Source organism: Roseateles sp. GW823-FHT07B05, from assembly GCF_058794515.1.
On sequence record NZ_JBXAGX010000006.1, the window covers coordinates 195,396 to 208,403 of the forward strand.

Below are 13,008 nucleotides of genomic sequence, written 5' to 3' on the forward strand. Positions count from 1 at the left end.
TGGGCCTGCCCCCACGAACCCGTCCACCGGCAATGGCCCGAGCACGGGCAACACCCAGCCGCCCTCACCGCCGCTGACCCCGACGCCCCCAGCGCCCGCGCCGACGCCGACGCCGACGCCGCCTGCACCGGCCCCCACGCCCGAGCCACCCGCACCGACACCCACGCCCGTGCCCAACCCGCCGGCGCCCGCGCCGGTGCCCACGCCCGCGCCTGCCCCCACGAACCCGTCCACCGGCAATGGCCCGAGCACGGGCAACACCCAGCCGCCCTCGCCGCCGCTGACGCCGACGCCCCCGGCTCCGGCGCCCACGCCCGTGCCCAACCCGCCGGCTCCTGTGCCGACGCCGGTGCCCACACCACCGGCTCCTACGCCGACACCGCCCGCGCCGACGCCAGTGCCGACCCCGCCGGCGCCTTCGCCCGTCCCGACGCCGCCCGCCCCGGTGCCGACTCCCGCCCCCGTGCCGACGCCCCCGGCACCTGCCCCGGCCCCAACGCCTTCCACCCCGTCCAACGGCAATGGCCCCAGCACGGGCGACACCCAGCCGCCGACGCCACCGCTGACGCCGACCCCGCCGGCCCCCGTGCCCACGCCGCCGGCCGCGGCCACGCAGCCGTCCGCCGGCAATGGCGCGACGACCGGCTCGGCCAACCCGCCCACGCCGCCGTTGACGCCACCGCCCGCGCCGCTGGCGGGCACGCTGGCCGTCGGCGTGGCGGACGCGACCGCCAGCCCGTCCAACCCGTCCCCAGGCAACGGCCCGACGACCGGCAACACGCAGCCACCCGCGCCGCCCGGCGGCGCACCGGTGCCCGCTCCCGGCCCGATCACGCCACCGCCCGGCCCCAATCCACCGCCACCGCCGCCCCCACCCGCCAGCACGGCGCAGCTGGGCCTGGCGCGCGTGCTGCAGGACAACAGCGACTTCATGGGCGAGGGCCAGCAGAACGCGCAGGCCATCGCCAGCCGCATCGCGGCCGGCCAGGCCACGGTGCGCGTGCGCGCCGGCGTCGAGGTGCAGTCCACCGGCGACCTGACGCTGAGCACCGACTGGCGCCTGCCCACGCTGAGCAGCGCCCAGTTGGCCGCCGCCCCCAACGCCGCCGAGGCCGCGCTGACGCTGCGCGCCGCGGGCAGCGTGGCGCTGCAGGCCAGCCTCAGCACCGGCCTTCGCGAGTCGCCGGCCGCGGCGGGCCAGTGGGTCGCCACGTCGTCGCGCGCCGGTGACCTGCGCATCGTCGCGGGCGCCGACCTGTCGGCCGCCAACGTGATGACCACGCGGCCCACGGTGGCCGACGACACCGCTCCAGGCTCGGTGCTGATCGGCACTGCCGACGCCAACGCGCCGGCCGTGCAGGTGCGCAGCAGCACGGGCCGCATCGCCATCGCCGCCGCGCAGGACATCCGCTGGCTGGACCGCCGCGCCACCATCGCCACGCTGGGCGTGCCGGTCACCACGGCACCCGCCGCGGAGCCCGCGCCCAGCCCCGTGCCGGCGTCCGCGCCGCAGGCCGGTGGCACCACCGTGCGCGCGGCGGACGCCGCCACCGGCACGGCCACACAGCCCTCCGACGGCAACGGCCCCAGCACCGGCAACACGCAGCCGCCGGCCCCGCCCGGCAGCGTGCCCACGCCGGCGCCAGCCCCCACGCCGGCCCCGGCGCCATCCCCCACGCCGGCGCCCGCGCCCAGCCCGGCGCCCGCCCCGGACACGCCGGACCCGCTGCCGACGACGCCGTTCAACTCTCTGTTCGAGAACCTCGCGCCCGCGCTGGACGGCAGCGGCCTGCTGCCCTTTGCGCACGGCGGCGGCGCCATCCGGCTGAGCGCCGGGCAGGACGTCGTCGGCCAGGCGGCCGGCGCCGAGCAGCGCTACGCCACCGGCTGGCTGTGGCGCGCGCAGGGCGTGATGGACGGCACCGTCGCCTGGTTCGCGCGCAGCGACCTGTTTGCGCAAGGCGTGGCCACGCTGGGCGGCGGCTCGGTGCAGGTGCAGGCCGGCCGTGACGCCATCCAGGTGCACGCGGCCGCGGCCAGTTCCGGCTTCCTGGCCGGCAGCGGCAGCACCAGCAGCGACCTGCCGCAAGGCCTGCAGCAGTTCGGCGGCGGCACGGTGGCCGTGCAGGCCGGGCGCGATGTCGTCAGCGGCCAGCTGCTGGCCTCGCGCGGCATCAACGTGTCGGCCGGTGGCGCGGTGCGCAACCAGGCCGGCAGCAACGTGCAGCTGGACCCCGGCCTGCAGCTGATCTACCAGGACGGCGCGCTGCGCGTGCAGGCCGGTGGCGACGCCACGCTGGCGAGCGCCCGCAACCTGGCGCTGGCGCTGCCCTCCAAGGCCAACACCGCGGCCCAGGGCGAGAACCTGGCGCTGCCGCTGCTGGACGCCCGCGCGCAGCTGCTGGTGCAGAGCGCGGCCGGCTCGGTCAACTACCTCGGCGCCGCGCAGCCGCTGGAGGACAGCGCCGGTGGCCAGGCCACGCCAGGCCGCGTCGTGCCGGTGGACCTCCGCCTGCTGGCACCGCAAGGCGGCGTCAGCGCCGCCAACCTGTGGCAATGGAGCACGGCGGCCGACCCGGCGCAGGCACGCAGCTGGATCGCCGGCCGCGACGCGGTCAGCGCCGACGGCCTGCAGGTGCTGGCGCTGGGCCCGGCCCAGCCGCCGGCGGCGGCGTCGATGGAAGACCTGGCCAGCATCGTGCTGCCCGAGGCGCAGCGCCTGACACGCAACGCGCTGGGCCAGGCACAGCCGGACCAGAGCGGCCGCGCGCCGGTGCGGCTGCTGTCGGCCAACGGCGACGTGGACGTGCAGAACCTCGTGTCCACGCGGCCGCTGACGGCGACGGCGGGGCGCGACGTGCGGCTGTCCAACGTCAGCGTGCAACAGCAGCCGGCCACCGCCGGCGAGGCCAGCGAACTGAGCCTGCTGCAGGCCGGGCGCGATGTGCGCTTCACCAGCCTCACCGGCCTGGAGATCGCCGGCCCCGGCGACCTGCTGGTACTGGCCGGCCGCGACGTGGACCTGGGCAACAGCACCGGCATCGTCGCGCGCGGCAACCTGTCCAACAGCGCGCTGCTGCCCGACGGCGGCGCGCGGCTGACGGTCGTCGCCGGCCTGAGCGCCGACGGCGAGGACTACGCCCGCGCCAGCGCCGCGGGCTTCCAGGTGCTGGGCGCGTCGGGCCTGACGGGCAAGCGGGGCCAGGCCTGGGTGCTGCTGGGCGGCAGCGGCACGGCCGCGGCATTCGAGGCGGCCTCGCCCGCACAGCAGCTGGACCTGCTGCGCCAGAAGTTCGGCACTGACACCGTGGACCGCCTGGTGGCCGAGCAGGTCAAGGCGCAGCCGGCCCGCGCCGAGGCCGGCGACCAGCGCGCGCGCGTGGCCGCGTTGCTGGGCAAGCCGGTGGACGACGCGGCCGTGGCCGACGCCGTGAAGCAGCAGGCCAGCCTGCTGGAGCCGGCATGGTCCGCGCTCAGCGATGCGCAGGCGCTGCAGCAACTGGGTGCGTTGAGCGGCGCACAGCAATCGCTGCTCGTCAGCCGCGTGCTGATGAGCGGCCTAGCATCGCAGCCGGTGGCCACCCGCGCCTCGGCGCTGGCCCAGCTGGCCGCCACAGCGGACCTCGCCAAGCTGGCCGACTACGTGGCGCTGATGGGCGGCACGCGGGGCACCGACGCGGCCGACACGCTGCGCCGCTTCGAGGCGCTGCCGCTGGCGCGGCAGATCCCGTGGCTGAACCGCGTGCTCGTCGGCGAGCTGCGCAGCGCCGGCCGCGCCGCCGCGGTGCTGGAAGGCGACGAGCGCTGGGCCGCCTATGCGCGCGGCTACCAGGCCGTGAACCTGCTGTTCCCGCTCGGCAATGGCACCGCACGCCCGGCCGCGCAGGTGCGCATGCCCACCAGCCAGATCAAGACGCTGCAGGCGGCCGACATCACGCTCGTCAACCCCGGCGGCGGCGTCAATGCCGGCGAGGTGACGGCGGGCAACAAGTCGGCCACCGAGCTGGGCATCGTCACCGTCAACGGCGGCGATGTGTCGGCCGTCGTGGCGCAGAACTTCGACGTCAACCAGTCGCGCGTGTTCACCATCGGCCAGGGCAGCCTGCTGATGTGGTCGTCCGCCGGCAACATCGACGCGGGCCGCGGCGCCAAGACCGTGACCGGCGCGCCGGCGCCCGTGCTGCGGCTGGACAGCAACGGCAACCTGGTGTTCGACACGTCCGGCTCGTTCAGCGGCTCAGGCATCGCCGTGCTGCAGGCCGGCAACGACCTGGACCTGTACGCCCCCACCGGCGAGATCAACGCCGGCGAGGCGGGCATCCGCTCCAAGGGCAACGCCTTCCTCGGCGCGGACCGGCTGGTGAACGCGAACGACATCCAGGTGTCGGGCGCGCGGGCCGGCGCGACGGGCGAGGTGGCCATCACGGCGCCCATCGCCGTGCCGACAACGCCCACCGGCGCCGCGCAGGCCGCCGCCGCGGCAGACAGCGACAAGGACAAGGACGAACGCCGCCGCCGGCGCCGCAACCTGCTGCTGGAGTTCCTGGGCTTCGGCTCCTCGTGATTCAAGAAAGACAAGCCATGCGCAAAGCACTCACCGCCCTTCTTCTCGCCGCGCTGCTGCCGGCCACCGCCCACGCCTGGTGGAACGCCGACTGGAACGAGCGCGCCAGGATCACGCTGAACACGTCGGCGCAAGGCCTGGAGACCAGGGAAACCGCCAGCGGCGTGGCCGTGGCCGTGCGCCTGCACAGCGGCAACTTCGACTTCACGGCGGCCAAGGAAGACGGCAGCGACCTGCGCGTGGTGGCCGGCGACGACAAGACGCCGCTGAAGTTCAGCGTCGAGCGCTTCGACAGCGTCAACGAACTGGCCGTGCTGTGGGTGCAGCTGCCCAGCGTGCTGCCGGGCAGCGACAAGAACGTCTTCTACGTCTACGGCGGCAATGCCAAGGCCGCGGCCGAGGGCGACGGGAACGGTTTCGATGCGGCTACCGTCATCGCACTGCACTTCAGCGACAAGCCGGCCGGTGCCGACCAGCTGGGCGCCGTGAAGCCGCAGGGCCCGCTGGTCACTGAGCCCAACGGGCTGCTGGCCGCCAGCGCCAAGCTGACGGGCGAGGCGGTGGTCTACGCGCTGTCGGACAAGCCGGTGGTGGACGCCGGCAACCAGCTGACGGTGAGCCTGTGGGTGAAGCTGGACGACGTGCAGCGCGCGACGCTGCTGAACTGGGGCGGGCTGACGCTGAGCCTGAGCGGCGGCAAGGTCGTCGTGCGTGCCAGCAATGAAAACAGGGCCGAGGTATCGGGCGGCGACGTGCCGGTGGCGCGCTGGACGCAGGTGGCCCTGCGGCTGGGCCTGGGCAAGGCGACGCTGTTCGTCAACGGCGCGCAGGTGGCACAAGGCGACCTGGCCACGCCGCAGCTGGGCAGCAGCCTGCGCCTGGGCGAAGGCGCGCGCGGCCTGATGGACGAGGTGCAGGTGGCCGCCGCGCTGCGCAGCGCCGACTGGATCGCCGTGGCAGCCGGCGCGCAGGGCGCGGAGAGCAAGCTCGTGGCCTCCACCCGCGAAGCCAAGGACGCCGCCGAGGCCGAGGGCGAGAGCCACGGCTACATGGGCGTGCTCGTCAAGAACCTCACGGTGGACGCCTGGGTGGTCATCATCATCCTGGGTGTCATGTTCGCCATTGCCTGCTGGGTGATGGTCAGCAAGAGCCTGCTTGTGGCCAAGGTGGCCAAGGCCAACCGCAGCTTCGTGCTGAAGTTCCGCGAGGCCAACGAAGAGCTGCTGAAGCTGGAGACACACGCGCCGCATCCGGCCTCGCCCATCTACCGGCTCTACCAGGCCGGCGTGCGCGAGCTGGCCAAGCGCAAGGTGGGCGAGGCGGGCGCCAAGCCGCTGTCGGGCGCGTCGCTGGACGCGGTGAAGGCGTCGGTGGATGCCGACTACGTGCGCGAGAACGCGCAGCTGAACTCCGGCATGGTGCTGCTGACCATCGCGATCTCGGGCGGCCCGTTCCTGGGCCTGCTGGGCACGGTGGTGGGCGTGATGATCACCTTCGCCGCCATCGCGGCGGCGGGCGACGTCAACGTGAACGCGATCGCACCGGGCATTGCCGCGGCGCTGCTGGCGACGGTGGCGGGCCTGGGCGTCGCGATCCCCGCGCTGTTTGGCTACAACTGGCTGGCGTCGCAGATCAAGAACGCGACGTCGGACATGCAGATCTTCATCGACGAGTTCATCACTCGCGTTGCAGAGCTGTACGGCGCACCTTGAGGTTGACATGGCCGGCGACGTCAAGTCCGACAACCAGCCCTACGACGACATCAACGTCACGCCGATGCTGGATCTCGCCTACGTGCTGCTGGTGGTGTTCATCATCCTGACGACGGCGTCGGTGCAGGGCGTGAAGGTGAACTCGCCGACGACGCAGGCGGCCAACAACCTCGCCAAGCCGCAGACGCGGGCGATCACGATCACCGCGGACGGCGCGGTGTACCTGGACGCGTACCCGGTGGACATGGCGCAGCTGCAGTCGTCGCTGGCTCAGTACAAGTCGGCGAATCCGGCGCTGCCGGTGGTGCTGAAAGCCGATGCGGCAGCGCAGTACGAGAAGGTGATGCAGGTGCTGGAGGTGGCCAAGAAGCTGGACATCACCGAGATCGGCTTGGTCACGAAGCGGGCGGGGAGTTGAGGATGGCGCTTCGCTGCTGCTGGCTGATGCCCACGCCCATGCCGAGGGTTCGCCCCGGCGGGCGGCTGGCACCGGCTGTTCTTCACTCCCCCTTGGAGCCCGCCGAGGAGCGCAGGACTTCAAGCCCGTTCGCGCAGCGAACTTCAAGCACTGACTCGCGACGACTGTCCGAGCAGAGCGTAGCGGCGCGAGTTCGGCGCGCGGGCTTGAAGTCCGAGCACCGCAGGGCAGCCCGCTGCGAAGCAAAGGGCCGGGCGGATCGGGGGCGACTTTTTGCCTTCTTTTTGGTCGCTCAAAAAGAAGGTCGCCCGCCGAGGCGACGTCCCGGCATGGGCCTCACGCAGCATCCCAGCCCAGCCAAGACCAACCCAACAACAAAGCGGAGCGTCTGACCCATGCAAGTCAACCAAGACGCCAAACCCTACGACAGCATCAACGTCACGCCGATGCTGGACCTCGCCTACGTGCTGCTGGTCGTCTTCATCCTGATGACGACCGCGTCCGTGCAGGGCATGAGCATCACCATGCCCAAGCCCAGCAACAAGCCCAGCACCGAGAAGCACGACCTGAAGATCGTGCAGGTGATGCCCGACGGCGGCGTGCTGCTGAACGGCGTGGGCGTCAGCCTGCCCGAGCTGGAAGCCCAGCTGACGGCTGCCAAGCAGAAGGACGCGCAGATGTCCGTCGCCATCAAGGGCGATGCGCGCACGCAGTACGCCAGCGTCGTCGCCGTCATCGACCTGTGCAACAAGCTGGGCGTGAACATGGGCCTCGTCACGTCGAGGATAGGCACATGAAGACGAGCCACATCAAGGGCCTCGTCGCCGCCGGCTGCTTGCTGCTGGGCCTGGCCGTGTGGTGGGCCGTCAAGAACATCAAGCCCGAGGCACCCAAGCGGCAGGTCGCGAAGATCGCCATCCTGCCCGACACGCCGCCACCGCCCCCGCCGCCGCCCAAGGAAGAGAAGAAGCCCGAGCCGCCCAAGGACGAGCCCAAGCAGGTGATGCGCGAGGAGCAGGTCAAGCAGGTGGAGGCGCCCAAGCCGGCGGAGTCCATCAAGATGGAAGGCGCCGCGGGCGACGGTCCCAGCGCGTTCTCGGCCGGCAGCGTGTCCAAGGACTACGCCGGCGGCACGCCCACCACCGGCCCCAGCGGCGGCCCCGCCGGCAACGCGGCGGACCGCGCCCAGGAACGCTTCTACGCCAACTCCGCGCGCCAGCTGCTGCAAAGCGAGATCGAACGCCACCTGAAGGCCGACGCCGAACAGCTGACCGCGACGTTCGCGATCTGGCTGGACAAGGACGGCGCCATCCAGCGCTTCGAGTTGAGCCCCAGCGGCAACGACGGCAACGACAGCGCGCTGCGCAACGCCCTCGACGAAACCCGCCGCCAGTTCAAGCTGCCACCGCCCCCGGCACTGGCCCTCTCCCAACCCATGCGCTTCCGCCTCAGCGTGAGGCCGCAGGCCTGAACCCCATGAAACCCATCCACGCCCTGCTGCTCGCCAGCGCCATCGCCGCCGCGCTGCCCGCGCATGCCCAGAACTCCGACAAGGAAGAACTCGCCCGCCTGCGCGCGACGACGCAAGCCCTCATCGACGCCCTCGTCGCGCAGGGCCTGCTGACGCGCGACAAGGCCGAGGCCATCCTGAAGCAGGCCCAGGTGTCGGCCAGCGTGCCGGCGCCACAGCCGCAAGCCGCCGACGCCGCCAGGCCCAACGTGCTGCGCATTCCCTACGTGCCCGAGACCGTGCGTCAGCAGATGCGCGACGAGATCAAGGCCGAGGTGCTGGCCCAGGCCAAGGGCGAACGCTGGGGCCAGGCGGATGCGCTGCCCGAGTGGGTGGGCCGCATCAAGGTCAGCGGTGACCTGCGCGTGCGCGGCCAGGCCGAGTTCTTCGACCGCGACGCCAACGTGCCCGCCGAGGTCTACCGCGCGCAGACGGCCTCGCCCGCCTGGTCGCCCGACCTGACGAACACCACCGCCGACCGCCAGCGCCTGACGCTGCGCGGCCGCCTCGAAGTGGATGCCAAGCTCAGCGAGCAGGTGCTGGCCAGCGTGCGCCTGGCCACCGGCAGCACGAGCAACAGCGCCACATCGACCTCGCAGACCTTGGGCAACGACTTCAACCGCTACACGCTGGGGCTGGACCGCGCCTACATCCGCTGGCAGCCGCCGCTGTTCACGAACGGCCTCTCCGCAGACTTCGGCCGCCTGCCCAACCCCTTCTTCAGCACCGACCTGGCCTGGCCCGACGACCTGGGTTTCGACGGCGTGGCCGCCAAGCTGACGCACGCGTTCACGCCGCAGCGCAGCCTGTTCGCGACGGCCGGCGTGTTCCCGCTGGAGGAGCTGAACCTCAGCACGCAGGACAAGTGGCTGCTGGGCGCGCAGGTGGGCGGCGAGATCGACGTCACACGCGGCGTGCAGTTCAAGCTGGGCCTGGCGGCCTACGACTTCCGCCACATGGAAGGCCGCCGCGAAAGCAGCCCGCCGCCCAGCGGCCCGAAGAACGGCGCGACGAACTACTTCGCGTCGCAGTACGCGCCGGGCCTGCGCCTGAAGGGCAACACGCTGATCAACCTGAACGATCCCACCAGCACGGCCGCGCCCACCTGGGGCCTGGCGAGCAAGTTCCGCCCCGTCAACCTGACGGCCAGCCTGCAGCTGGACGGCGTGCTGCCGGTGCCCGTGGGCGTGACGCTGGACTGGATCAAGAACACCGGCTTCGACCGCAAGGACATCGAGGCCCGCGCCGGCGTGCCGCTGACCGACCTGAAGGAGAAGACGACGGCGCTGCAGGCCCGCGTGCAGGTGGGCGCGCCCAAGCTGTCGCGCCGCGGCGACTGGCAGGCCTTCACCGCCTACCGGCTGGTGCAGCGCGACGCGTGGATCGACGGCTTCACCGACACGACCTGGCACCTGGGCGGCACCAACTACAAGGGCTGGAGCCTCGGCGGCAACATCAGCCTGGACCGCAACTTCTGGCTCAGCGGCCGCTGGACGAGCACGCGCAACCTCGACGACGGCGTGCGCTTCCTGGCCGTGCCGGGCGATGCGTCGTCGCTGAGCGGCAACCTCAGCAGCGCACCGCTGCGCATCGAGGTGTTCCAGATCGACCTGAACGCGAGGTTCTGATGAAGCAGCGCATCGCCATCGCCCTGCTCGCCGCGGCCAGCGTGGCCGCACACGCCCAGGACGCCAAGCCCTCCAAGGAGCGCGAGGCGCTGCGCCGCGCCCAGTCTGCGCTGCGCGCCGCGCAGGAGCAGCAGAGCGCGCTGCAGGCCGACAAGGCCAAGGCCGACGCCGACGCGGCCCGCGCGAAGCAGGACGCCGCCAACGCCCGCGCGCTGATCGCCGGCCACGCCGTGAAGCTCAAGGCCCGCGAGACGGAGCTGGACGCGCTGCGCGCGCAACTGCAAGCCGCCAAGGACGCCCAGACGCAGGCCGAGGCCAAGGCCATCGAGCGCGAGCAGGCGCTGCAGCAGCAACTGCTGGCCGCCCGCCAGGACAGCGCCGACCGCCAGCAGGCCAACCGCGCGCTGGCCCAGACGCTGGAACGCAGCACGCAGGCACTGGCCGACGCCGAGGCCCGCAACCGCAAGCTGTACGCCGCCGGCCAGCAGCTGGCGCAGCTCTACGTCGGCAAGCCGCCCCTCGACAAGGCGCTGCAGGCCGACCCGCTGCTGGGCCTGACCGCCGTGCGGCAGGAAGACCAGGCCGAGCAGCTACGCGCGGTGCTGGAGGCGAACCGGGCCATCACTCGACCGTGACCGACTTCGCCAGATTGCGAGGCTTGTCGACGTCGGTCCCCCGCGCACAGGCCGTGTGATAGGCCAGCAGCTGCAGCGGCACCACGTGCAGGATGGGTGACAGCGCGCCGTAGTGCTCGGGCATGCGGATGACGTGCAGGCCGGCCTCGCTCTCGATGGCCGTGTCGCCGTCGGCGAACACGTAGAGCTGGCCGCCGCGGGCGCGGACTTCCTGCATGTTGCTCTTGAGCTTCTCCAGCAGCGCGTCGTTGGGCGCCACGGTCACCACCGGCATCTCGGCCGTCACCAGCGCCAGCGGGCCGTGCTTGAGCTCGCCCGCGGCATAGGCCTCGGCGTGGATGTAGGTGATCTCCTTGAGCTTGAGCGCGCCTTCCATCGCGATGGGGTAGTGCAGGCCGCGGGCCAGGAACAGCGCGTTTTCCTTGCGCGCGAATTCCTCGCTCCACGCGATGACCTGCGGCTCCAGCGCCAGCACGGCCTGCACGGCCACGGGCAGGTGGCGCAGGTCCTTCAGGTGCTCGGCCTCCTGCGCCTCGGTCAGGTGGCCGCGCGTCTGCGCCAGCGCCAGCGTCAGCAGGAACAAGCCCACCAGCTGCGTCGTGAAGGCCTTGGTGGACGCCACGCCGATCTCCACACCGGCGCGCGTGATGTAGGCCAGCTCGCACTCGCGCACCATGGCGCTGGTGGCCACGTTGCAGATGGTCAGCGTGTGAGGCATGCCCAGGCTGCGCGCGTGCTTCAGCGCGGCGATGGTGTCGGCCGTCTCGCCGCTCTGGCTGATGGTGACGACCAGCGTGCGGGGGTTGGGCACGCTGTCGCGGTAGCGGTACTCGCTGGCGATCTCGACCGAGGTCGGGATCTTGGCGATGCTCTCCAGCCAGTACTTGGCGGTGGAACCGGAGTAGTAGCTGGTGCCGCAGGCCAGGATGAGGACGTTGTCGATCTCCTTGAACACGCGGTAGGCGCCGTCGCCGAACAGCTCCGGACTGATGCTGGTGATGGCCTCCAGCGTGTTGGCGATGGCCGTGGGCTGCTCGAAGATTTCCTTCTGCATGTAGTGGCGGTACGGGCCCAGCTCGGCCGCGCCGCTGTGGGCGTGCACGGTCTTGACCTCGCGCTGCACGGCGCCGTAGCGGCCCGTGGCGGCGTCCTGGCGGCTGATCCAGTAGCGGCCCAGCTGCAGGTCGACGACGTCGCCCTCTTCCAGGTAGATGATCTGGTCGGTCACGCCGGCCAGCGCCATCGCGTCGGAGGCGACGAAGTTCTCGCCATGGCCCGCCCCCACGCCCAGCACCAGCGGCGAGCCCTCGCGCGCGGCGACGACGCGGTGCGGCTCGTCGCGGCAGAACACGGCCACCGCGTAAGCGCCCTTCAGGCGCGGCAGCGCCTGCTGCACGGCGTCCAGCAGGTCGCCGCTGTAGAGGTGGTCGACGAGGTGGGCGATGACCTCGGTGTCGGTCTGGCTGGAGAACACGTAGCCGCGCGCCTTCAGCTCCGCACGCAGCTCGTCGTGGTTCTCGATGATGCCGTTGTGGACCAGCGCGATGCGGCCGACGGTGCCCGTCGCGGCGCCCGGGCCGGTGGAGAAGTGCGGGTGCGCGTTGTGCACGGCCGGCGCACCGTGCGTGGCCCAGCGGGTGTGGGCGATGCCGGTGCCGGCGGCGATGCCGTCCTGATCGGCCTGGTGCTGCAGCTCGGCCACGCGCGACGTGGAGCGGGCGCGGCGCAGCGCGCCGTCCTGGTGCACGGCCACGCCGCAGGAGTCATAGCCGCGGTACTCGAGGCGCTTCAGGCCTTCGACGAGGATGGGAACGATGTTGCGCTGACTGACCGCGCCGACGATGCCGCACATGATGGATAGCCTCCGTTCGTGGAATGGCGCGAATGCTAGGCATGGCGGCTCGGCATATGCATGCAAAAATTGGCGCCAAATGAATGAAAATTTCTCATTACCGCTGGAATGAAATTTCCGTTCAATCAGCATGAAAACATGAACGAAATCGACGCCATCGATCTCCGCTTGCTCGACGCCCTGCAGGCCGACGCCTCGCTGAGCAACCAGGACCTGGCCGCCCGCGTGGCCGTGTCGCCGGCCACCTGCCTGCGCCGCGTGAAGCGGCTGGTGGACGCCGGCATCGTCGAGCGCCGCGTGGCCATCCTGTCGGCAGACAAGCTGGGCGCCGGCCTGTCTGCCATCCTGGAGATCACGCTGGACCGCCAGGGCGTCGAGCATCTGGACGCCTTCGAGGCGCTGGCCGTGCAGGACGTGGCCGTGCAGCAATGCTGGCGCGTGTCGCCAGGGCCGGACTTCGTGCTCATCGTGCAGGTGGCCGACATGCCGGCCTACCACGCGCTGACGCAGCGCCTGCTGACCCAGCACGCCAATGTCCGCAACATCAAGGCCTTCTTCAGCGTGAAGCGGGCCAAGTTCGACACCCGCATCGGCCTGCCGGCGCCTGTCACCGGTTGAAGCGGCAAGCCGCCGCTGCGGCTGTCGCGGAAGCCGCCCAGAATCCGGGCTGGCCGCCTCCGGCCCTGGAG

The 13,008-nt window shown here is 71.9% G+C and carries 10 protein-coding genes; 8 read left to right on the top strand and 2 right to left on the bottom strand.

The genetic code is table 11. The annotated features are described in order from the left end of the window. A partial coding sequence (locus tag AC1Q7O_RS15195; RefSeq protein WP_492662718.1) for a hypothetical protein occupies window positions 1–357 on the bottom strand: 357 nt, incomplete at its 3' end. Window positions 358–586: 229 nt separating this feature from the next. Here AC1Q7O_RS15195 and AC1Q7O_RS15200 point away from each other — a divergent pair. The 7 genes from AC1Q7O_RS15200 to AC1Q7O_RS15230 all read left to right on the top strand — a co-directional run bounded on the left by AC1Q7O_RS15200 (window position 587) and on the right by AC1Q7O_RS15230 (window position 10,467). Then, on the top strand, window positions 587–4,564 hold the full coding sequence (locus AC1Q7O_RS15200) for a putative filamentous hemagglutinin family protein (protein ID WP_492662719.1): 3,978 nt from the start codon (window positions 587–589) through the stop codon (window positions 4,562–4,564). A 17-nt stretch (window positions 4,565–4,581) separates the two neighbouring features. Continuing rightward, a complete protein-coding gene (locus tag AC1Q7O_RS15205; RefSeq protein ID WP_492657937.1) occupies window positions 4,582–6,276 on the top strand; it encodes a DUF2341 domain-containing protein in 1,695 nt (564 codons plus the stop codon). A 7-nt stretch (window positions 6,277–6,283) separates the two neighbouring features. Continuing rightward, on the top strand, window positions 6,284–6,694 hold the full coding sequence (locus AC1Q7O_RS15210; protein WP_492657938.1) for an ExbD/TolR family protein: 411 nt from the start codon (window positions 6,284–6,286) through the stop codon (window positions 6,692–6,694). Between the two features lie 395 nt (window positions 6,695–7,089). Beyond that, window positions 7,090–7,491: an ExbD/TolR family protein gene (locus AC1Q7O_RS15215; protein WP_492657939.1), complete on the top strand. Its 402-nt coding sequence runs from the start codon at window positions 7,090–7,092 to the stop codon at window positions 7,489–7,491. Further along, window positions 7,488–8,165, top strand: a complete 678-nt coding sequence (locus AC1Q7O_RS15220; protein ID WP_492657940.1) for a TonB C-terminal domain-containing protein — start codon at window positions 7,488–7,490, stop codon at window positions 8,163–8,165. Before AC1Q7O_RS15215 ends, AC1Q7O_RS15220 begins: the two co-directional genes overlap by 4 nt. 5 nt (window positions 8,166–8,170) lie before the next feature. Further along, window positions 8,171–9,832, top strand: a complete 1,662-nt coding sequence (locus AC1Q7O_RS15225) for a putative porin (RefSeq protein ID WP_492657941.1) — start codon at window positions 8,171–8,173, stop codon at window positions 9,830–9,832. Next, entirely contained in the window at window positions 9,832–10,467 is a 636-nt protein-coding gene (locus AC1Q7O_RS15230; RefSeq protein ID WP_492657942.1) for a hypothetical protein, read from the top strand. Before AC1Q7O_RS15225 ends, AC1Q7O_RS15230 begins: the two co-directional genes overlap by 1 nt. Here the strand turns inward: AC1Q7O_RS15230 and glmS are convergent. After that, window positions 10,454–12,319 (bottom strand): glutamine--fructose-6-phosphate transaminase (isomerizing), encoded by a 1,866-nt coding sequence (gene glmS / locus AC1Q7O_RS15235; RefSeq protein WP_492657943.1) that lies wholly within the window; start codon window positions 12,317–12,319, stop codon window positions 10,454–10,456. The genes AC1Q7O_RS15230 and glmS overlap by 14 nt on opposite strands. Window positions 12,320–12,457: 138 nt before the next feature. Here glmS and AC1Q7O_RS15240 point away from each other — a divergent pair, with 138 nt between their 5' ends. Continuing rightward, window positions 12,458–12,937, top strand: a complete 480-nt coding sequence (locus tag AC1Q7O_RS15240) for an Lrp/AsnC family transcriptional regulator (RefSeq protein WP_492657944.1) — start codon at window positions 12,458–12,460, stop codon at window positions 12,935–12,937. Window positions 12,938–13,008 lie beyond the last annotated feature (71 nt).

What these genes read in the sequence shown, in the direction of transcription:
- AC1Q7O_RS15205 (WP_492657937.1), top strand. Translation starts at nt 4,582, where the DNA reads ATGCGCAAAGCACTCACCGCCCTTCTTCTCGCCGCGCTGCTGCCGGCC.
- AC1Q7O_RS15225 (WP_492657941.1), top strand. Translation starts at nt 8,171, where the DNA reads ATGAAACCCATCCACGCCCTGCTGCTCGCCAGCGCCATCGCCGCCGCG.
- AC1Q7O_RS15240 (WP_492657944.1), top strand. Translation starts at nt 12,458, where the DNA reads ATGAACGAAATCGACGCCATCGATCTCCGCTTGCTCGACGCCCTGCAG.
- AC1Q7O_RS15220 (WP_492657940.1), top strand. Translation starts at nt 7,488, where the DNA reads ATGAAGACGAGCCACATCAAGGGCCTCGTCGCCGCCGGCTGCTTGCTG.
- AC1Q7O_RS15210 (WP_492657938.1), top strand. Translation starts at nt 6,284, where the DNA reads ATGGCCGGCGACGTCAAGTCCGACAACCAGCCCTACGACGACATCAAC.
- AC1Q7O_RS15215 (WP_492657939.1), top strand. Translation starts at nt 7,090, where the DNA reads ATGCAAGTCAACCAAGACGCCAAACCCTACGACAGCATCAACGTCACG.
- glmS (WP_492657943.1), bottom strand. Translation starts at nt 12,319, where the DNA reads ATGTGCGGCATCGTCGGCGCGGTCAGTCAGCGCAACATCGTTCCCATC.
- AC1Q7O_RS15230 (WP_492657942.1), top strand. Translation starts at nt 9,832, where the DNA reads ATGAAGCAGCGCATCGCCATCGCCCTGCTCGCCGCGGCCAGCGTGGCC.